Raw genomic sequence first — 21,270 nt, 5'->3', positions numbered from 1 at the left:
CGAAGATTGTCGTCACTCGGTCAATCGCGAGCTGATCGAGTGACGACAATCTCAGTAATCAGTGCACCCAAAGGTGGTCTATAGAACATTGAGGGTACGCAGTCGAGCCGCGCCGAGACTGAGAGAGCAACTTCCCGCCCAGCCGCCGATCGCACCATCTGAGTCGGCAGCAGAGTCCGCACTTGCACCGTTTCTACCGGTTACATGCCCAGATCTTTCAGCCGGTGGTGGAGGTGAGCGCCGGCCCCGCGCTTTGGGGTCATCGGGTGCGTGCGCTCGATCTCCAAGCTCACGTTCCATCATACGATCGGTAGTCTTCCCCGTCTTGCGCGAAGGCATCGAGAACGTTGCGCGTAATCGTCGAAACGCTGTCCCGATAGTTGTTATGGGACAAACATCCGCTCCATGCAATCGATCCGGTGCTGAACACGGCTCCACCATTCGGATACTCGACCAAGACCCTGTCAGTCCCTAACCAACGGGCTGACCGAGCCGCTCTGATTCGAATCCGAGGTCATAATTTCCTCGGAACACGCTTGCGCATCGTCCGAAAAGCCAGTCGCCGTCGCAAGAATTATTGTGTTCGTCGGTGTTGCCCAGCATGGGGTCGGCATGGTCGAAGTCGTAACCCGCTGCCCCGTACGACTGGATCAGGTTCGGCATGTCCCCGATCACGTCGTCATCGATGTCACGAAAAACGAATCGGGCGGCGTCGTCGAAAGAGTCAGTTTGGCGCACGTAGGGCCGGCCGGGTCCTGACGTCTCTGCAAAGAACCCCACTCCGGGCCATGACTGGGGTGAAATACCTCGGTGAGCCACAGCCCCCTGAGTTCGCCGGTGGCACTCAGATGAGCCTCCCCGGGTTCGGGCTCCCACATCCGCGTAGACGGGCCGCGACGACGGATCTCTACGCTTGCCCCTGTCCGAGGGTCCAGCTGTGTGACCCAATACATCCCATTGCCGCCGAGGTACATCATCCGGCCACCGCTTTGCAAATAGTCCTGCGTGGAACGGATCATTGCGAGTGACCAGTATTCCGGATGCGTGCCGGTCAACACCACGTTGTATGGATCGAGAATCGCTCTGCCCTCGTGATGCAGATCTTCGGTCCGTCATTACGTCGAAGTCGACGCCATGCTCGTGCAGCCAGTCCACGATACAGGTCGGCGTTCAGGCCGTGAGCAGAACCTGATTGGGCGTGGTTGGCCAGAACCACAGATCTACACGGAGGTCGTCGACGTCACTGAGATCTAATTGCTTCGGGATCTGAATGTACGATCCTGGTCGAAGGTCCTGTTGAATGCCCGTGTAGCGGCCCTCGATCGAGCTTTCGATCAGCTGCGACTTGAACCCGGGGGTAGCCGGCCGGGCGTCTCCGTGAATCAGCCGAACGATCTCGGCGTCGAACGGCGCGCCGTGCTCGGAACTCACCATGAAGGTGATGTCCTCACCGCCCTGCACGCTCAACCGGTCGGAATATCCGACAACCTTCATAGCAATCGACTCCATGGTTCATCAAATCTCGGTCCGCAAACCCTGTCGACCTTCGGCACCTGGACGTATTCGATACGTAACGGTGACAGGGATGAATCGGGTGGGCCATCCACAAGGCGCGGTCAGTGGCTCTGCTTGCAATGTCGGGGATCGAGAACAACACCAGCTCTCGTTGCGACTAGCTGGATTGCGGGCTCGTAGACGACATGTCAGATCGAGAGGCACTTTCTGGCTGTTGTGTCAACTCCGGGGGTCGACAGTCTTTCATCCGAAGTTCGACGAACCGACGTAGACAGTCTGTAATGCGGGTGTTTCCGAGTTCCTACACCTTGCCCCTGGCCGCATAATGCAGCCACAATCCATGCTTCAGAGCATGCAAGCAACCTCCCCTCGCCTCGCCGATGCAGACAACGCAGATGGTGTCGGTGCTGTCAATGTCCCAGTCGCGGCACCCACGCAGCTGATTGAATACGACCGTCAGCATGTGATGCACGGATTTACTTGCCTCGATCGTGACCTTGCACCTGGGCCCATATTCCAGTCGGGCAAAGGTATCCGCCTGGTCGACGTGGAAGGGAACGAGTGGCTCGATGGATGTGCCGGCCAAGCCAACGTCAGCCTTGGTTATGGACGCGACGATCTAGCCGACGTCGCTGCATCTACCCTCAAGTCGCTCGCCTTCGGTACGCACTTCTACCACAACCGTAGCCATGTGTGGGCGTCCCAATTGGCCGAGCGACTCGCGCACATCACACCCAGCGGTATCGACCAGTTCTTCTACGGTGTCGGCGGATCAGATGCGGTAGAAACTGCCATCAAGATCGCCCGTTTCGCCAATATCACTAACGGGCGTCCTGACAAGATTCACATTATCGGGCGACTGAACAGCTATCACGGCGTGAGCTATGGCGGTGCCAGCATGACGGGAGATCCCGCTATGTGGGCCAACATCGGGCCGTTGCTTTCCGGCTTCTCGCACATATCACAGCCCGCAAATGGCAGTACGGGGTCTGCTAGTGCGCTCGAAGAAGAGATCTTGCGCGTCGGGCCCGAGAATGTGGCGGCATTTTTGGCTGAACCCATCTCCACCCCGAACGGTTTGTACTGCCCTCCTGACGACTACTGGCCGCAGATCCGAGCGATTTGCGATCGCTACGACATTTTGTTGATCGCCGACGAGGTTTTGTGCGGTATCGGGCGTGCAGGCTCGATGTTCGCGATCGATCGATGGAATGTCTCGCCAGACATTCTCACCATGTCCAAGGCGATCACCGCCGGTTATTTCCCGTTGTCGGTTGTCGGCGTCACCGGACGCGTGCGGGATGCGCTGGCGGCGAGCGGAGAAAGGTTCGTCCACGGGGTGACAAACGGTGGACACCCAGCAGCGTGCGCGGTGGCTCTCGCAACATTCGACATCATGGAACGCGAGGATGTCGTTGGCCGAGCGGATCGCGGTGGTCGTTACTTTGCTCAGCAGCTCGCCAATCTTGCTGATACCCAGCAGGTCTTGGACAAAGACACCGCACGATCCACAGGAATGATGGTCGCAGTCAACCTGAAGCTGGACGAGTACGGCGACGATTTCGGTGTGCGTCTACACGAAGAATTCGTGCGCCGACGGGTGCTCGTCAGGTCCTACCGCAACAACCGTACGATAGGATTCCTGCCAGCGCTGACTATCGAAAATCACGACATCGACGCGATCGTCGAACGAGTCGCAGAGTCCATCGAGGCGACGCGCGCCTCGATGGGAATCTGAAACTCTTGTTCGCAATCACACTGTGCTTTTGCATTAACGAAAGGGTTCCCAATGTCAGTTAAAGCAGCCGAGAATTCGGTGGTTCAGCGCCACCCACTGATCGAGCGGTTGAACAGGCCTTACATCGACGGTGCGTTTGTGGATGCACTCAGTGCTGAGACATTTGCACGTGTGACACCGGTCAACGGCGAACCCTTGCCCTCCATCGCATCATGCACCGAGGCCGACGTCGATCGTGCCGTCGCCTCTGCTCGACGTGCGTTCGAGTCGTCGGACTGGCGTCGCCGTAGTCCCCGTGAGCGCAAGAGAGTGCTGCAGCGGTTGTCGGTACTGATGCTCGAGCACAAGAGCGAGATCGCGGCTCTTATCACTGCTGACATGGGCAAGCCCATCGCCGCCGCCACGTGGGAAGTCGAATTCAGCGCTGAGGTCTTCGAATGGTTCGGCGAGTCCGTCGACCACCTTTACGGACAGGTTGCGCCTCTCGGCCAGGACGCACACGCGACCATCACCCGTGAACCGATCGGCGTCGCCGCAGCTGTGACACCGTGGAATTTCCCGTTGCTCATGCCATCCGTAAAGCTGGCACCAGCTCTGGCCAGCGGAAACGCCGTTGTCTTGAAGCCAGCCGAACAGTCACCTCTGGCTGCCCTCCGCCTGGCCGAATTGGCGACGGAAGCCGGTCTGCCGGACGGTGTGCTCAATGTGATCACAGGACTCGGAGAGACCGCGGGCAAATCCCTTGCCCTACACATGGACGTCGACGCGCTCGGGTTCACCGGTTCGACTTCGGTTGGCCGGTTGATCATGAAGTACGCGGCAGAGTCGAACCTGAAGAAGGTGTCGCTCGAACTCGGCGGCAAATCGCCTAGTTTGGTCCTGGCCGACGCCAGCGACCACGAGATGGTCGCGGTGAAGACCGCGGAAGCAATTTTCGGAAACACCGGTCAGATGTGCGACTCCAGTTCGCGACTGGTCGTGCACGAGTCGATCGCCGACTCCGTGATCGACCAACTCCGCACAGTGGCTGGGCGGTGGCAGCCGCTCGACCCGTTCGATCCTGCCGCCGTCATGGGACCGGTAGTGGACAAGGCTCAGTACGACCGCGTACTCGGCTATCTCGATGTAGGTCGTGAAGAGGGCGCACAGGTCGTCAGTGGCGGCAATGCCACTCTCGTGGAGACCGGAGGGTTTTACATCGAGCCCACGGTTCTCAGGAACGTCACCAACGATATGCGCGTTGCCCGGGAAGAAATTTTCGGGCCGGTCTTGTCCGTCATCACCTTCAGCGACGAAGAAGAAGGACTCCGCATCGCTAACGATACCAACTACGGTCTCGCAGCCTCCGTATGGACGAACGACATCAAGAAGGCCCACCGAATGGCCCGCGAACTGCGTGCCGGAGCTGTACTGGTCAACGGTGATGAACTTTTCGATGTGACACTTCCCCATGGTGGCTTCAAAGAATCGGGCATCGGGCGAGACTATTCGCACCACGCCTTCGACAACTGGACCCAGCTCAAGGCCACGTACATCAATCTTGCCTAGTTCGCCAACCGCGCGGGTAGACCGATCGTTCCACGACTCTGCACGGTGGCCGCTAGGCCGCCGTGCAGAGTTGCTTTCGGGCAGCAGCACTCGAGATCAACTTCTGGGATCAGCGACCGGGCATCGCGCCATCGTCTGCGTGGTCCACAACGCAGTGACATCAAGGGTGAAGCTCGCCCGACCGTGAGGGCGCAGACTTATCACAGCACGAATATCCGCCCAGCCCATCACCGGCGGAACTCCTCGCACACGCGAGAAAGGTAGAGAACTGACATGGATCCGCGCCACTCGATACTGTTCGAGCCCATCACGATCGGCCCGAAAACACTACCGAACAGATTTTTGCAAACTCCGCACTGTACAAGCTTCGGGACCACCAAACCTCGCTCCCAGGCGCATCATCGCAAAGTGAAAGCGGAGGGTGGGTGGGGTCTGATTTTCACCGAAGAATGCTCGATCCACCCAGAAGCCGATCAGTTCCCATTCGTTCTTGCCCGTCTGTGGGACGACGACGACGTCGCGAACCTTGCTCTCATGTGCGACATGGTCCATGCAGAGGGATCTCTGGCAGGTATCGAACTGTGGTACGGGGGTGTAAATCCCCTGAACATGGAATCGCGTGGGGTTTCACGGGCGCCGTCGCAAATTGTCAGCGATGTGTACTCGATGGCACCGTCCCTGGAGATGGACATCTCGGACATCGAGATTGTTCAAGGCTTCTATGTCGAAGCAGCGTTACGCGCCAGAGAAGCTGGATTCGACGTAATTTGCCTGTACGGAGGCCATGAGGGCTTGCTCGAGCAGTTCCTGTCGCCGTACTACAACAAGCGCACCGATAGCTATGGCGGCTCTCCCGAGAACCGAGCACGTATGTGGCGTGAAGTGATCGAAAAGGTACGCGCTGCAGTTGGCTCTGACATGGCGATCTCGGTCCGACTCTCCGCTGATTCTCTCCGAGGAGACGAAGGGATCCTGCTCGAGCGTGATGTCTTGCCGTTCATCCGGGACTGTGACGAGATTGTCGATCTATGGGACGTATACCTGGGTGGTGTCGACTGGGGAGATGACGCAACGCCGTCCCGATTCTTCAGATCTGGCCGCGCGCTGGAGTATGTCAAACGCATCAAGGAGACAACGCGTAAGCCTGTTGTGGCGGTGGGACGGTTTACCGACCCGGGTGCGATGGCGCAGATCATCAAAGAAGGTGTTGTCGATATAGTCGGCGCGGCAAGGCCCACCATAGCCGACCCTTTCCTTCCCGCTAAGATCAGAGAAGGCCGACCGGAGGACATCCGCGAATGCATCGGTTGCAATATTTGCATCTCCCGGTTCGAGCACGGTGGACCACCGATCATCTGCACACAGAACGCGACCGCCGGCGAGGAATACAGAAGAGGGTGGCATCCCGAAAGATTCGACCGCGCCACGAACGCCGAATCTGATGTGCTTATCCTCGGGGCTGGTCCGGCCGGTATGGAATGTGCGCGAGTTCTCGGTGAACGAGGAATGCGCAATGTGCACCTCGTCGACTCGGAGCCGGAAATGGGTGGTCACCTTAGATGGTTGACCCAACTACCAGGACTCAACGAGTGGAATCGAATCACTGATTACAGGATGGTTCAGCTCGAAAAATTGAAAAACGTCGAGTTCATTCCAAACACGCGGCTCTCGGCCGCAGAAGCCGCAGACTATGGCGCCGGAATTGTAATTCTGGCTACCGGATCTCATTGGTCCGAGGTAGGGCTAGGCCCTGTGACCAGAAACGGTCTGACTGCTTCGAAGGGTCCGAACGTCTTCACCCCAGAGGATATTCTGGCACACGGTCGCGAAATACCCGGCAGTCATGTCACAGTGATCGATCAGGATGGCTACCACGTTGCGGCAGGACTCGCCGACCTACTTTCTTCCCGCGGCAAAAAAGTCACGTTGTTGACACATCTGTCCGAGCTCGCGCCCTATACCAACTACACGCTCGAGGCCAATTTCCTCCGGCGTAAGCTACACAAACAGGGTGTGAAGATTGTGACATCGACGATACCGGTGAGCCTGGTTGAGGACGGGGTACAAGCCCACTCGGCGTATGCCGATTCAGACGACCTCCAGTTCTACCCGTCGGATGCGGTTGTTCTCGTAACGCAGAGAGTGTCGAACACCAGCATCTATCGCACTCTGCAGGATGAAATCGGGTCGGGCCAGTTGCTCGAAGAGGGCGTCGATTCCGTCTACAAGATCGGAGACTGCGTGGCTCCGAGGATAATTGCAGAGGCGGTTTTCGATGGTCACCGTTTGGCACGTGAAATCGATTCGCCCAACCCGGCTATTGCGTTGCCATATCATCGAGAGCGCCTCGTCGAACTTCAACTTAAGCGCACTCGGCCAGGCGCATTGACTTCTTAGCAGAATGAGGTCCGTCCCGAGTCGGTTTGATGGCCCGACCGACTCGGGACTGGATGCAGCCACCAAACCCCGTCGGTGATTCGGCAGGTTCTCGTCGTTGCTGGATATGTAAACGTGGATCGCGAGGGTGAACCGACGACGAAAGTTACAAATAGGTGGTCCCATGAGTGGTGACTCTCTCCCGCGGCGGCCGGCGGAAGAACGACCGCATCGACGCCGCCGCAGCGGTCTGTGTGGCCGTCCTGCAGGGCGACGCCCGACCGGTGGACCCGGAGGGCCCGACCGATATCCTGGCGCTGCTCGACGAGCGTCGAACGAATATGTCTAACAGTCGGACTCGCCTCGTCAATGAGTTGCACGCGTTGCTGCGCCAGCTGTTCGCCGGCGGTGCACCGACCTCGTTGTCCGCGGCTCGGCCACCACCCTGTTGCGGGGCTTCCGTGCCCGCAGCGAGGTCGTCCGAACTCGCGTCGGCCTGTGCGGAGATCTGATCGCCGACATCCGCCGCCTTGACAACCAACTCGCAGCGAACCAGAAGCACATGTCCCAGGCGCTCGACGAGCACGGCACCCGTCTACGCGACATCGACGGAATCGGACCAGTGACCGCCGCCCGCCTGATCGGCCGCACCGGCCGGCCCGATCGCTTCCCGACCGCGGCGGCCTACGCCAACTACAACGGCTCGGCATCGGTGCAGATCGCCAGCGCCGACACCGACCGCCACCGACTCTCCCGCTACGGCGACCGACAGCTCGAGAACGCGCTCTATACCGTCGCCATGGTCCAGACCCGAATACCCGCAGTGCCGGCCGAATTTCTAGAGCGCGAGAAGCGGTCACCCGCAGTTGCTCGAGCCTCGCATCGTCCTGGATTTTTCAGGCGCGGTCAATTGGGCTATACCGCAGTGTCGGCGCGGCGATCGCAAACGGAAACGAGAATGTTTCTGAGCTCGACCAACACAGGTCGAGCCTCCGCGCCGGTCCGAACCGCCGTATACACCTTGCGGACCGGCTTGGTTGCTATGGACACGAACTGTGCTTGCGGTCGATAGCCGTCCCACACGAGATCGGGTAGTAGTGTGACGCCGTGTCCGGTCTCAGCGAGCCGGGCAAGAACCATCAAGTCAGCAGATTCAAATCGCACGCGGGGCTCAAAACCTGCGGCTCTGCAAGCAGTTTCGGCCCAATCACGGGCCGGTTTACCCTTCGGTTCGAGGATCCAAGGAACGTCGGCGAAGTCGGCAAGTTCTTTGCGGTCGCGGTTGGGCTTCCATTTGTCGGCGACGTAGATGCGCATTGGGTCCTCGAAGAGCATCTTGCGGTCAATGCCAGTTACCTGTGGTTGGTCGTAGCCTGGATACTCCTCACCAAGAATGAGGTCGAACTCGCGGGCTTGAAGCGCGGAAGTGGCCGAATCCGGTTGTATTTCTGTGAGATACAGCGTCAAATCCGGGTGTCGGAAATTCATCTCTTCCAGCACTCTCGGAATCAACGCCAGGGCGGCAGTCTGAAACGTTGCGACGCGGACCTCTCCGACGATATCCGAGCGGGTCGCCGCCAGCGCAGCCTGGGCGCGCTCGACCTGCTGGAGGATTCCCTCGGAGTGACGGACTAGAAGCTCTCCTGCATTCGTCAACCGAACTCGACGACCCACCTGTTCAAGTAGCGGTACGCCTGCTTCGTTTTCGAGTTGGCCCAGCTGTTGGCTGACGGTTGATGCGCTGAACGACAACGCTTCGGCGACCTGTCCGATCGTTCCACGTCGACTCAGCTCGACCAACAACCTCATGCGGTGCAGATTCAGCATCTCAGCCCCAACCAATCGAAGATACCGATGATTATAGGCGAGAAACGTGCGCTGGACCGAACGCTGGTAGTCGATGAGGATTGGATGCGTCCCGAGCCAACGGTGTCTCGGGACGCTCAGACCACTGGTCGGATTGCTGCTAACGCCGACTCGACCATCTTTCGAGGAGTCCCCCGCATGGGAAAAGCGACCAATTTTCTATACCTGTCCGAACCCGACTGCATCGCCGCCGGAGTGCTCGATGCCGCGCGTTGCGTAGACGTCTCACAAGAGACTTTCGAGCTTCTCGCTGCGGGTGACTACTTGATGGGCGGGCCGAACCACAATAGCCACGGCATGGGCGTGGTCTTTCCTAAATCGAGTTCGTTCCCGAACATGCCGGTCGCCGGCCCCGACCGCCGATTCGTCGCGATGCCCGGCTACTTGGGAGGTCGGTTCGACGTGTGCGGCAACAAGTGGTACGGATCGAATCACGCCAACGCAGCCAAGGGCCTGCCGCGCTCAGTGCTGACCTTGATGCTCAACGACAAGGACACTGGCGAACCGCTGGCTTTGATGTCGGCCAACCTGCTCAGCTCTGCGCGTACCGGTGCGGTTCCAGGTGTTGCCTCCCGACATCTTGCCCGTACCGATTCGCGGACCGTTGCCATCCTCGGCTGCGGCCCGATCAACCGCGCGTGCCTGCGCGGTATCGCCAGCCAGCTCCCGAAACTGGAAAAGGTCTACTGCTACGACTTGTTCGCGGAGACAGCAACCGGATTTGCAGAGTGGGCGGGCAATGAGTTCGGCGTCGAAGCCGTCGCTGAACTCGACCTACAGACTGCAGTCCAGACCGCCGATGTCGTCAGCGTCGCCGCCTCTCGCGTCAAGCCCCTGGTCGTAGAAAATTCGTGGTTCGCCGTCGGCGCCACCATCCTGATTTCGGGACCGATCTCACCGGACGATGCGTTCTGGACAGAAAACCGGGTCGTACTCGACCACGTACCTCTGCACGAGGCTTACGTCGAAGAAGCGGTGGCGTCTCCGGACAAGCAGGCGGCGTACAACGGCATCATCGGTGGCCCGCTCTACCGCCTGGTCGACGACGCCGTCCTACCGCCCCTCACCGAGTTCGCCGATCTCGGCTCCGTCATCCGCGGAACCGCACCCGGACGCGGCGACGAGGACGAGCGCATCGTGTTCATCGCATGCGGGATGTCGGTCTTCGACCTGTCGTGGGGATACGAGATCTACCGCACTGCGCAAGAAAAGGGCGTGGGCACCGAACTGAACCTGTGGGAGTCGCCCTACGTGGACTGACCTGCCGACCTAATCGCCAAGTCGCGCATCACAGACGACCGCAAGCGATCTGCGTTTCGACAGATTCAGATCGACAGCAGTGCCCCATTCCGAGCGGGAACACGCACAGACCATCGAGCTCATTCGTTTCCCTGTCGACCCATCACCGACATAGCCACTCCGCTCAGCTATCCGAAAAGACCGAAACCCACACCGTTCACTGGCTCGGCCGGTTTCGGCTCTGTACTGCGGGTGACGACTTTGAGTCAACAACCGCGCGCCGGGGACGGTACGAACCGCCCCACACATTCCAATCGAACGCGTGAGAGCCCTCTCGGTGGGTGAGCACGACCGCGTTCCGATGCTTCCTGTTCACGAAAGGGTTCAACGGATGAGCAAAATCAGGAATCTCGACCATCTCGTCGGCCTCGGCGACACTCAATCGCGAAAGATCGTCTTGTCGGTCACCGACCGAGTGCTGGCGCGACTGGACGGTTACGAACGCATCAAGTCCATCATGCGTCTCGACGGTGACATCCTCACCATCGGTACTCGTACCTGGGATTTGTCCACCAAACGAAACGTGTACCTCCTCGGGGCTGGAAAAGCCTGCAACCACATGGCCATGGCGGTCGACGAAGTCTTGGGTGACCGCCTCACCCACGGCATCGCCATCGTCAAGGTGGCCGAGGAAACCGACCGATTCAATCGAACCACGGTGCATGTCGGGGGACACCCGATCCCGAATGAGGTTGGCTACCAGGCCTCACGTGAAATCTTGGATCTGGTCGATTCCTCCGGCCCGGACGATCTGTTCATTGCCGTCATCTCCGGCGGCTCGTCGGCCTTGATGAGCTGCCCGATCGACGGCATCACGTTGCAAGACGAAATGGACGCCACCGACGTCCTGCTCAAGAGCGGCGCGGGCATTTACGAGATCAACGCGATCCGTCGCCACATCTCACAAATGAACGGCGGGATGCTCGCCAAACGAATCGACGCTGTCGGGGCAGAACTCATCGGATTCGGAATCTCCGACGCCATCGGCACACCACCGACCACAGATATCGGTGTCCCGTACGCCAACTACGCGTCCACCCCCATCGGTCCGGATCGCACGACACTCGCCGACGCCCGGGCTGTGATCGAGAACTACGACCTCGCCGATCGCTTGCCGGCCAGCATCGTGACATACCTGACGAACGTCGGAGATGAGGGAGAAACCCCGAAGTCCTTTCCTCGCAACACTTATTTCCTACTGAACACCCTTCCCGACTCGGTGAGATACGCCAAGGAAGCTGCCGCGGAACTGGGTCTGCCGGCGATGATCGTCAGTTCATTCCTCGAAGGTGAAAGCAAGGACACTGGAACGTTCTTCGCGTCCATCGCACGCGAGATCCAGGCCAGTGGCAACCCGATCGCCGCCCCGTGTGTACTCGTGTCGGCGGGCGAGACCACCACCGAAATCCTCGACAACAGCCTCATCACCGGCAGCGGCGGGCCAGGACACGAACTCGTTGCGGCCTTCGCGATTGCCGCGGCGAGCACCCCGGGTGCGGCGATGCTCTCCATCGATTCCGAGGGAACCGACGGAACGACCTCGGCTGCAGGCGGTCTCTGCGACTCGACCAGCTACGCCCGCGCTCGCGAGGCCGGCGTCAATCTGCACGCGGCACTGCGTGGGCACGCCACACACGAAGCGTTAACCGCGCTCGGCGATGCGGTGATCACCGGCAATACCGGCACCAATCTGTGCGACCTCAACATCCTGTACGTTCCCCCGCTCGACGCGTGATGCAACCCCGGAGACAAACGCCATGAAGATCACATCTGTCATCGCCCGCCAACTACTCGATACCAAGACCCGCCCCTTGGTCGAGGTGGAAATTCGCACCGACACCGGACACGTCGGGCTCGGCGCAGCACCCACGGGCAGCTCGGTGGGAGTGCACGAAGCGTTCGTCCTGCGTGATGGAAATCCCGCCGAATACGACGGGCTGAGCGTGCACCACGCCGTGGCATCGGTGACCGACCACATCGCGCCCGCGCTTGTAGGTGCCGAACTCGACCTGCGAGTGCTCGATCAGAAGATGATTGACCTCGACGGCACGTCGGACAAGAGCAAACTCGGCAGCAACGCCATCTACTCCACATCGATCGCCCTGCTGCGCGCCACCGCCGCCGCCGCCGGCGTGCCGACCTATACCTACGTGGCGGATCTGATGGGGCTTCCACCGGTCAGTACCGTCCCGGTGCCAAGTTTCAACATGATCAACGGCGGCCGGTACGGCGACCTGACCCAACCGTTCAATGAGTTCCTGGTCATGCCGCATAAAGCCGAATCGATCGAACAGGCCGTCGAGAAAAGCGTCAAGGTCTTCAAGGTTCTCGATCAACTTCTCACCGAAAAGATCGGCCATAAACCCCAGGTCGCCTCGTCCTACGGGTACGCAGCTCCGTCCGCTGATCCGCGCGAAGTGCTGCAGATACTTGCAGAAGCGGTTGATCGCGCCGGTTGCTCCGACATCATGGCATTCGCATTGGACTGCGCATCGTCGGAGATGTACGACAAGACCGCCCACACGTACGAGCTCAACGGTCGACGGGTGTCCTCGGCCGAACTGATCGACTACACCCGCCAGCTCTCCGAGGAGTTCCCGCTCGTCTTCGTCGAAGACCTTCTCGACGAGGATGATTGGGACGGATACACCCAGGCAGTCGCCGAAATTCCCAAGACGATCATTCTCGGCGACGATCTGATCGTCACCAACCGTGAGCGTCTCGAACGGGCAGTCGAGCTCTCTGCGGTAGACGGGTTCATTCTCAAGCCAAATCAGGTCGGAACGATCTCGGAAGCGCTGGACTGCTACTCCTATGGGCAAGACCGTGGTCTTCTGGCCATTCCGTCGGGCCGTTCGGGTGGCGTCATCGACGACGTGGTGATGGATCTTTCGGTCGGACTCGGTGTGCCGTTCCAGAAGAACGGTGCTCCGCGATCCGGCGAACGCATCGAAAAACTCAACTTCCTGCTTCGCGTTGCCGACTCGGTACCCAACTGCTCCATGGCCGACGTCTCGGCACTGGTCAAGGTCTAAGGATCCAGACATGGCATTCACACCTCGCGATGGGGGCGCCGATCCGTTCGAGATCAAGCTCTACCGCGAACCTTCATCGAGACACGATGGCGCTCGCGTTCGAATTCTCAGCGGCTACATTCCTACCTTGTCCGACCTGCTACCTCTGTTCACCGCATTCGGGCTCGAAGTGATCGACGAGCGGGCCGGCGAGATTGAGGCCCCCGAGAACACGAATTACGAAATTGATCTCGGCGTCCGGTCGCGGGACGCCACGCAGTGGAGTGAAGCCACCAGTAATAGCCACGAACTGGACGAGAACTTCATCGAAGCCATCCGAGCGGTGTGGACCGGAGAGTGCGAGTCCGATGCGTTGAACGCTCTGGTACTGACCGCCGGACTGACGTGGCGACAAGTGACCTGGCTGCGCGCGATCGCGGCCTACCTGCGTCAGACCCAAGCTGCGTTCTCGCTGCAGTACATCTGCGATGTGCTGGCGTCGCACCCCAGGTTAAGCGCATTGGTCATCCGCATCTTCGAAGAACGGTTCGACCCGGATCTCCACAGCGGTCTCGTGTCGACAACCAGGAAACACAACGAGGAAGCCCACACCGGACATTTCGTCGACGGTCTCGACAACGTCGCTAGTCTCGATGAGGACCGCATACTGCGATCGGTACTGGCGATCATCAAAGCCACCGTCCGAACCAACGCGTTCCAACTGACCGACGGCTGCACTGTTCCGTCACGGGTCAGCTTCAAGATCGAACCATCGCGGATACCCGGCCTACCTCAGCCGGCACCCGCCGCTGAAATCTGGGTATACAGCCCTCGTGTCGAAGGCGTGCACATGCGCTTTGGCAAAGTTGCACGCGGTGGCATTCGGTGGAGCGACAGACGAGAAGACTTCCGCACCGAAGTGCTCGCACTGGCCAAAGCTCAGGTGGCTAAGAACGCAGTGATCGTCCCCACCGGAGCTAAAGGCGCCTACCTACCTAAACGGCTACCACCGGTCGCCAACCGGGACGAGTGGATCAACGAAGGACGGGAAGCTTACAAACAGTTCGTCGCAGGCCTTCTCGATGTCACCGACAACCGCGTCGACACCGCGATAGTCGGCCCGCCTCGCGTCGTACGTCACGACGAAGATGACCCATACCTCGTTGTGGCGGCCGACAAGGGCACAGCAACATTTTCCGATTATGCGAACGAGGTCGCTCGCGCCTACGGCTTTTGGCTCGACGACGCCTTCGCGTCCGGTGGATCCCGCGGCTACGATCACAAAGCGATGGGCATCACCGCTCGCGGTGCCTGGGTGTCGGTAGAGCGCCACTTACTCGAACTAGGTATCGATCCAAGCCGTGACCAGTTCACGGCGATTGGTATCGGCGACATGAGCGGCGACGTCTTCGGCAACGGCATGCTCCTATCACCGCACCTGCGGCTCGTTGCCGCGTTCGATCACCGTCACATTTTCATCGACCCGAATCCGCCCGTTCGCGAGGCTTTCGCCGAACGCCAGCGCCTGGCATCGTTGCCGCGCTCGTCTTGGGCCGACTACAACCGCGGCCTTCTTAGCAAGGGTGGACTAGTAGCTGAGCGCACGGCCAAATCCGTACCGCTTTCACACCAGGCAACAGCCGCCCTGGGCCTGACTCCGACCATTACTTCGTTAACCCCAGCCGAGCTCATCCGTGCCATTCTGTCGAGCCCCGCCGATCTGCTTTGGAACGGCGGAATCGGAACATACGTGAAGGCCGGCCCCGAGTCTCATTCAGAGGTAGGAGACCGGAGCAACGACGGAGTTCGTATTGACGCGGGTCAATTGCGAGTGCGTGCGATCGGCGAAGGCGGCAACTTGGGCTTGACCCAGGCAGCACGAATTCAAGCGGCTCTTGCAGGGATCCACGTCAACACCGATGCCGTCGACAACTCAGCCGGAGTCGACACCAGTGACTACGAAGTCAACATCAAAATTGCACTCAGCTCCGGCATCACCGGCGAAACCCGAACCTCCGACGGGACGGACGATCTTCTCAGTGACATGACTGGCGACGTAGCCGCAGCTGTCCTCAGTCATAACTACGACCAGAACGTCCTGCTCACCATGGAAGTGCACCGCGCATCTGAAAATCTTCCCTTGCACCGCCGGTTGATGCATCACTTGACCGAAACCGGCTACTTGCATCGAACACTTGACACACTGCCCACCGAATCAGAACTGGCTCAACGCGAAAGCACAGGGCTGGGATTGGTACGCCCCGAACTTGCTGTCCTCATGGCCAGTGCCAAGAATTACCTGAAGAACGCACTGGCAGAAACCGACGTGTGCTGCGATCCCGCCTTCACTGTAACCCTGCGCGGCTACTTCCCAGCGCACCTCGGCGAGGTCATGCCTACCGCTATCATGGACCATCCCCTGGGCCGCGAGATCGTGGTCAACCAGATCGCCAATGACGTCATCAACTTTGCTGGCATAACAGCGGTGTACCGCGCCGTCGAAGAAACCGAAGCTCGGGTCGACCTGGTCGTCAAGGCATATATCGCCGCAATCGACGTCTTCGGACACAGGGAATTCAGGCAAAGGCTCAAGTCCGTCGAGTCGACACTGCCGCCACTACTGACTGCCTCTATTCGCCACGAGGGACAACGACTCCTCGACCGCGCCGCCCGCTGGTTCCTTAATCGCTACCCATCAGGCTTCTCGCTGGAGACTGTTGTCAGCAGGACGAAGACCAGAATAGCGGCGCTCTGGCCGGACGAACCCGCGCGTCTCGTGGGAGAAGAAAGAGCCCGATTCGACCGCAATGTGCTCGCCTTCGAAGCTATGGGTTCGACCCCGGACCTGGCGAAAACCGCAGCTGCTTATCTGGACGGCTACGTCCTGTTGGACATCATGGAGATAGCAGACGATCTTCTGCTACCAGATGACCACACAGCCGTTCTGTACCACTACATCTCTGAACAGTTTCGCGTCGACTACCTACTGACCCGAGTCAGTTTGCTGCCGCGACCGGACCAATGGGACAGGCTGGCCCGGACGGCGTTGCGCGAAGATCTCTACGGCGTACTGAGCGAGTTAACCCGCAGTGTCCCATCCACGCGAAGTACCGATGCGCTAACGAATCACACGTTGCAGGAGCTCTTCGAGGAGTGGGAAGCCTCGACCAACCACCTCTCGGTACGGGCACGCCGGTCCGTAGCTCAAGTGTGCGTCGAGTCACATCCGTCCTTGAGTGCCATATCGGTCGCAGTCAGGTCGCTGCGTGCGCTCACCAACGCTGGCAAACGGCAGCATCAAGAGTAGGACCGACCTGAAGCACATTCATATCGACCGATCTGCACGAATGAGCATTGTGCGATGTGGCGGCAAGCTGCTCGGGGGCCATGTGCCGACATCAACAGTGATTCGTGCTGTCACGACCGAGGTTGCTAGGACGCGAACCCGGGCCGCACCTCGATAGAAAGTGAGCACAACGATGGAAGATCGATACATCGCAGAAATGATCGAATTTGCTCTTCGATGGGCGCCATACGGAGGGGCCCCTACCGAAGAGACCTTGCCCAACTTCGGCATGACAGCCGTTGTTTTTTATGCACGGATCAGTGATGCCCTCAGGGTCGCGGCTCCAGATGCACTCAGCGCTACGGATCGCCATCTTCTACACCTATCCTGCGAGTCAACCTCAACTGCCGGACCACGCTGCGACGCCAGCAAGCAATCTGAACACGTCGAAATCAACGCCACCGCGCACGCGACTCGCACCCTACGGTCTCAACACAAGTCTGAAGTCTCCGAGTCGGTTCAATCCGAATGGGTGAGTTTTTTATCCCAAAGGAGGGGAAAACTGGATTACTGGTTCGCAGAGAATTAGCAACTGCGATCCGAGTTGTCCGATTCTGAATGCTGTGAAATCGACTTCGGATAACTGTTGGTGCCTTGCCATCGAACTATTGCACATTGGGCGCCGCAGGAGCGGTTTACGGGGTCGGGTTGCCGGTCCGATCCAGCGGAATCAATGCGGTGTACTTGAGAAGCAAGATCGAAAATTAGTCGTCACCAGTTCGGCAAACCCCCCAGCAGACCTGGCCGATACCTAAACCCGAGCGTACAAGAGATGTTGACAATCCGTCAGTGGTTCACGCCACATAGATTACATGAGGGGGATTGCTCGTCGTCCGGGGCATGCGCCAGATTCGAAGTTCATCTTCGGGACCTAATGAACGACGTCGCCCGCAATGTGAAAATTAGTACGGTCCCGGCCCGGGCCCGTAGGCCAGCTAGCAAGCCAGCGGAGGAACAGCATGAAGGTTGTCGGATACGCGGACAAGTTGAGTGTCGAGCCGGGAGCAGCGATCACCTTCATGGTGAGCTCTGAGCCCGGACGCTTTTCGGCCCAGCTGGTCCGGCTCATCCACGGCGACACGAACCCGGCCGGACCGGGCTACAAAGACGAAACTGTCGCAAGTACGCTGGATGGCGAGTACGAGGGTGGCCTGCAGAAGCTGCGGCCTGGTTCGTTTTTGCGGGCATCAAGTAGTCCGGCGTTGGACGAAGCGCGAGACTTCACGCTTCAGATGTGGATCTGCCCGACTCTTCCCCACAAGGCCGTTCAAACACTTGTCTCCAAAGGAGATGGTGACGGCTTTGCCCTGCGCCTTGAGGACGGTCGACTGACGCTGCGCCTGGGTTCGGCGTCGGTGTCCGTCGACCAGACCGTCCGTGCCGGCCAGTGGTATTACGTATCCGCTGTCTACGACTCCACCTCGGGGGCCGCGCGTCTTGCGCTCGAGCCGAGCTGGGGCATGACGGCGGGACTCGACGGCCACGCATCCGCAACGATGCCCGCGGGCCGCGCCTGGGGATCAGGAGATTTGCTGATCGCTGCGGAAACTTTCGTCGGCGGCGACGTCGGCAACTTCTACAACGGCAAGATCGACGCCCCGAAGGCTTTCACGCGCGCGCTCAACGACGACGAGCTGGCAGCACTTCGCGATGACGGTGACGCAGCGCCGACCGACGCGGCTGCTTCGTGGGATTTCTCCCAAGGAATCAACACTTGGTCAGTTGTCGACGCCTCGGGAAACGGTCACGATGGCGAGACTGTCAACAAGCCGACGCGCGGGGTCACCGGCCGCAACTGGTCCGGCCGCGAGCTCGCCTGGAAACACGCTCCCGGGGAGTACGGCGCCATCCACTTCCACGACGACGATTTGTCCGACGCCGGCTGGAACCCTTCGTTCGAGTGGAGTGTTCCCGAGGATTTGAAGAGCGGAGTGTACGCGGTACACCTCACCTCCGGGGATCACGAAGATTACGTACCGTTCTACGTGGTCCCACCGCTGGGCCGACCGAGCGCCAAAATCGCAATCTTGCTTCCGGTCTTCAGCTACCTCGCGTACGCGAACGAGCAGATGCTCGGCCCGACCGGGGTCTATTCCGGCCAGCTTCCCGGATATCCCCGACAGCCTCAAGACAAGTATGTCGTCGACACTGGACTTCGTAGCCTCTACGATCGGCACACCGACGGTAGCGGTGTGTGTTACTCATCGTGGCTGCGGCCGATCGTGAACATGCGGCCCAAGTACGACATGCCTTTCCTCGATCTCGGCGAGGGGTCTCCACACCAGTTCAACGCCGACCTCCACCTCATCGACTGGCTCGAAGAGAAGGGCATCGAGTACGACATCATCACCGACCTCGAGCTACACCATGACGGTGTCTCGCGGCTCAACGACTATCGCCTGGTGTCGACTGCGAGCCACAACGAATACTGGTCCGAAGCGATGCTCGACGCCGGTGAGGCTTACGTGAACGGCGGGGGCCGATTCATGTATTTGTCTGGCAACGGTATGTATTGGGTTACTGCACTGGACGAGGAGACGGGCACCGGAGTAGAAATTCGTCGCAGCGGACCTGCACAACGCTGTTGGGACGCTGCCCCCGGTGAATCCACGCTCAGCAGTACCGGCGAGCCAGGCGGTCTGTGGCGTTTCCGTGGGCGCGCCCCTCAGAGATGGCTCGGCGTCGGTTCGATCGCAGAGGGCGGTGGCGTCGGACGGCCCTACGATCGGCAGCCAGCGAGCTTCGATCCGCGGGCCGCATTCATTTTCGAGGGCATCGGTGACGACGAACAGATCGGCGCGTTTCCGTGCCTGGTGAACAGCTGGGGTGCGGCAGGGTTCGAAATCTGCCAGACCAACCCACTGCTCGGAACACCTGAACACACAATGGTTCTCGCAAGCGCCAAGGATTTCGACACAAACGACTGGGCTGTCTTCAGCGAAGAGTTCCAGCTGTCGGCGATTTGGGATGGCGAGATCCGGGCCGATATGGTTCTGATCGAATACCCCAACGGAGGTGCCGTCTTCGGTGTGGGATCCATAGCTTGGTGTGGGAGTTTGTCGCACAATTCCTATGACAACAATGTTTCCCGTCTTACTGAGAACGTTTTTCGAGGCTTTGCGTCGGAAAAGCTGCCGATCTAGACGCCTGTAATGGGCGGTCAACCCCCTGCAATGCATCGCGGTCGCTGGATTGATGGCTGCACCACGGATAAAGCCGTCGATGATTGCTGCAGCGGAGATGATCGTTAGCCAGATCGGTGCAGCCAAATACGAGTACCGGACAGTGCGGGCGCGGGTTGATGTCAGCGCCGCACTGCAAGCAAACCAGCAAGAGGACTCAGGGGCAGCACATTCGATGGCTGGGAGGCTGTGCAGTTTGCAGGGCGGCAACGGTAGGCGTCCCGTGGAGTGGTGGGGTTTGGGGCTGAGCGGCGCGGCTCCGACGTAGAGAGGGCCATCGGCGGGATCTTCGGTGTGTACGGCCAAGCACGCATCGAAGAAAGAGGTCCACCGATGGCCCTGTCCCAGTCTGCCCTTTCCGAGCTACTCGACGCATTCCGTGCCGGAGAAGGCGTGGATCTGATCCGTGAATCGGTCCGGATGGTCATGCAAGAACTGATCGAAACCGAAGCCACCGAACAGATCGGCGCGGGCCGCTATGAACGCACCGAGGCCCGCACCGCCGAACGCAACGGGGCCAGGCCCCGGTTGGTGGCCACACAGGCTGGCGACGTCCAATTGCGGATTCCGAAACTGCGCAAGGGCTCGTTCTACCCCTCGATCCTCGAACCCCGTCGACGGATCGACCAGGCACTGTACGCGGTGGTGATGGAGGCCTACGTGCACGGAGTTTCCACCCGCAGCGTGGACGACCTGGTAGCGGCTCTGGGAATCGATTCGGGTATTTCCAAGTCCGAGGTGTCGCGGATCTGCGCGGGCCTCGACGAGGTCGTCGGCGCATTTCGCACCCGCTCGCTCGACCACACCGCGTTTCCTTACGTCTACCTCGACGCGACCTACCTGCACGTACGCAACAGCTCCTCGCAGGTGACGTCGATGGCGGTCGTGGTCGCCACGGGGATCACCGCCGAGGGTGCGCGTGAGGTCCGCCCCCGCAAGCGGGTGGTACCCCCAGGCCTCGATGTCGGGGACAGTGAGGACGAGGTGTTCTGGCGTGGCTTCCTCGCTTCGCTGAAGAAACGCGGCCTGTCCGGTGTCCGACTGGTCATCAGTGACCAGCATGCCGGGCTGGTCGCGGCTTTGCGGCGTTCGTTCCAGGGGTCGGGGCATCAGCGGTGTCGGGTGCATTTCGCGCGAAACCTGTTGGCGCATGTCCCCAAGTCTCACTCCGACATGGTCGCCGCGGTGTTTCGCACGATCTTCGCCCAGCCCGATCCCGCGACCGCCGCCTCGACGTGGGACGAGGTCCGTGATCAGTTGGCTGGCCGGTTCCCCAAGATCGGTCCGTTGATGGATCAGGCGAAGTCAGAGGTCTTGGCGTTCAGCACATTTCCGCGGGCGCATTGGTCGAAGATTTGGTCGACGAATCCGTGATCGGTTAACCGG

At 59.9% G+C, this 21,270-nt stretch carries 12 protein-coding genes and 2 pseudogenes; 10 read left to right on the top strand and 4 right to left on the bottom strand.

Annotated elements, in window-relative coordinates:
- Positions 1–471: 471 nt before the first annotated feature.
- The 3 genes from AC1D1G_RS10190 to AC1D1G_RS10180 form a co-directional block, all read right to left on the bottom strand.
- Positions 472–738: a hypothetical protein gene (locus AC1D1G_RS10190; RefSeq protein ID WP_477951924.1), complete on the bottom strand. Its 267-nt coding sequence runs from the start codon at positions 736–738 to the stop codon at positions 472–474.
- Positions 672–1,100 carry a N,N-dimethylformamidase beta subunit family domain-containing protein gene (locus AC1D1G_RS10185; protein WP_477951934.1) on the bottom strand — a complete coding sequence of 143 codons (429 nt, stop codon included), beginning with the start codon at positions 1,098–1,100 and terminating at the stop codon, positions 672–674. The genes AC1D1G_RS10190 and AC1D1G_RS10185 overlap by 67 nt, the downstream gene beginning before the upstream one ends.
- A gap of 70 nt (positions 1,101–1,170) precedes the next feature.
- Positions 1,171–1,494, bottom strand: coding sequence for a hypothetical protein (locus AC1D1G_RS10180; RefSeq protein ID WP_477951923.1), 324 nt, complete (start codon positions 1,492–1,494; stop codon positions 1,171–1,173).
- Between the two features lie 373 nt (positions 1,495–1,867).
- Here AC1D1G_RS10180 and AC1D1G_RS10175 point away from each other — a divergent pair, with 373 nt between their 5' ends.
- The 4 genes and pseudogenes from AC1D1G_RS10175 to AC1D1G_RS10160 form a co-directional block, all read left to right on the top strand.
- Positions 1,868–3,253 carry an aminotransferase family protein gene (locus AC1D1G_RS10175; RefSeq protein WP_477951922.1) on the top strand — a complete coding sequence of 462 codons (1,386 nt, stop codon included), beginning with the start codon at positions 1,868–1,870 and terminating at the stop codon, positions 3,251–3,253.
- A gap of 51 nt (positions 3,254–3,304) precedes the next feature.
- Entirely contained in the window at positions 3,305–4,801 is a 1,497-nt protein-coding gene (locus tag AC1D1G_RS10170) for an aldehyde dehydrogenase family protein (RefSeq protein WP_477951920.1), read from the top strand.
- 273 nt (positions 4,802–5,074) lie between these two features.
- Complete coding sequence (locus tag AC1D1G_RS10165; RefSeq protein WP_477951919.1) at positions 5,075–7,198, top strand: oxidoreductase; 2,124 nt, start codon at positions 5,075–5,077, stop codon at positions 7,196–7,198.
- Between the two features lie 176 nt (positions 7,199–7,374).
- Positions 7,375–8,051: pseudogene (locus AC1D1G_RS10160) on the top strand (transposase); the annotation flags it as partial.
- A gap of 41 nt (positions 8,052–8,092) precedes the next feature.
- On the opposite strand, the gene AC1D1G_RS10155 reads toward AC1D1G_RS10160, so the two are convergent.
- The gene (locus AC1D1G_RS10155; protein WP_477951917.1) at positions 8,093–9,004 is read right to left on the bottom strand and encodes a LysR family transcriptional regulator; all 912 of its coding nucleotides are present in this window, start codon (positions 9,002–9,004) and stop codon (positions 8,093–8,095) included.
- Between AC1D1G_RS10155 and AC1D1G_RS10150 the strand changes: the two genes are divergently transcribed.
- The 6 genes and pseudogenes from AC1D1G_RS10150 to AC1D1G_RS10125 form a co-directional block, all read left to right on the top strand.
- Positions 8,990–10,303, top strand: coding sequence for a tyramine oxidase subunit B (locus tag AC1D1G_RS10150; RefSeq protein WP_477951916.1), 1,314 nt, complete (start codon positions 8,990–8,992; stop codon positions 10,301–10,303). The two genes, AC1D1G_RS10155 and AC1D1G_RS10150, sit on opposite strands and share 15 nt — an antisense overlap.
- 370 nt (positions 10,304–10,673) lie before the next feature.
- A complete protein-coding gene (locus tag AC1D1G_RS10145; RefSeq protein ID WP_477951915.1) occupies positions 10,674–12,077 on the top strand; it encodes a glycerate kinase type-2 family protein in 1,404 nt (467 codons plus the stop codon).
- A gap of 22 nt (positions 12,078–12,099) precedes the next feature.
- Positions 12,100–13,377 carry a phosphopyruvate hydratase gene (gene eno, locus AC1D1G_RS10140; protein WP_477951914.1) on the top strand — a complete coding sequence of 426 codons (1,278 nt, stop codon included), beginning with the start codon at positions 12,100–12,102 and terminating at the stop codon, positions 13,375–13,377.
- Positions 13,378–13,387: 10 nt separating this feature from the next.
- On the top strand, positions 13,388–16,663 hold the full coding sequence (locus tag AC1D1G_RS10135) for an NAD-glutamate dehydrogenase domain-containing protein (RefSeq protein ID WP_477951912.1): 3,276 nt from the start codon (positions 13,388–13,390) through the stop codon (positions 16,661–16,663).
- Positions 16,664–17,661: 998 nt separating this feature from the next.
- Complete coding sequence (locus AC1D1G_RS10130; protein ID WP_477951911.1) at positions 17,662–19,845, top strand: N,N-dimethylformamidase beta subunit family domain-containing protein; 2,184 nt, start codon at positions 17,662–17,664, stop codon at positions 19,843–19,845.
- A gap of 372 nt (positions 19,846–20,217) precedes the next feature.
- A pseudogene (locus AC1D1G_RS10125) lies at positions 20,218–21,255 on the top strand (IS256 family transposase); the annotation flags it as partial.
- Between the last annotated feature and the right edge of the window lie 15 nt (positions 21,256–21,270).

Source organism: Rhodococcus sp. P3_B8, assembly GCF_056402775.1.
The sequence above is the reverse complement of the archived record's forward strand: the minus strand, read 5'-3'. Positions and strand labels throughout refer to the sequence as shown.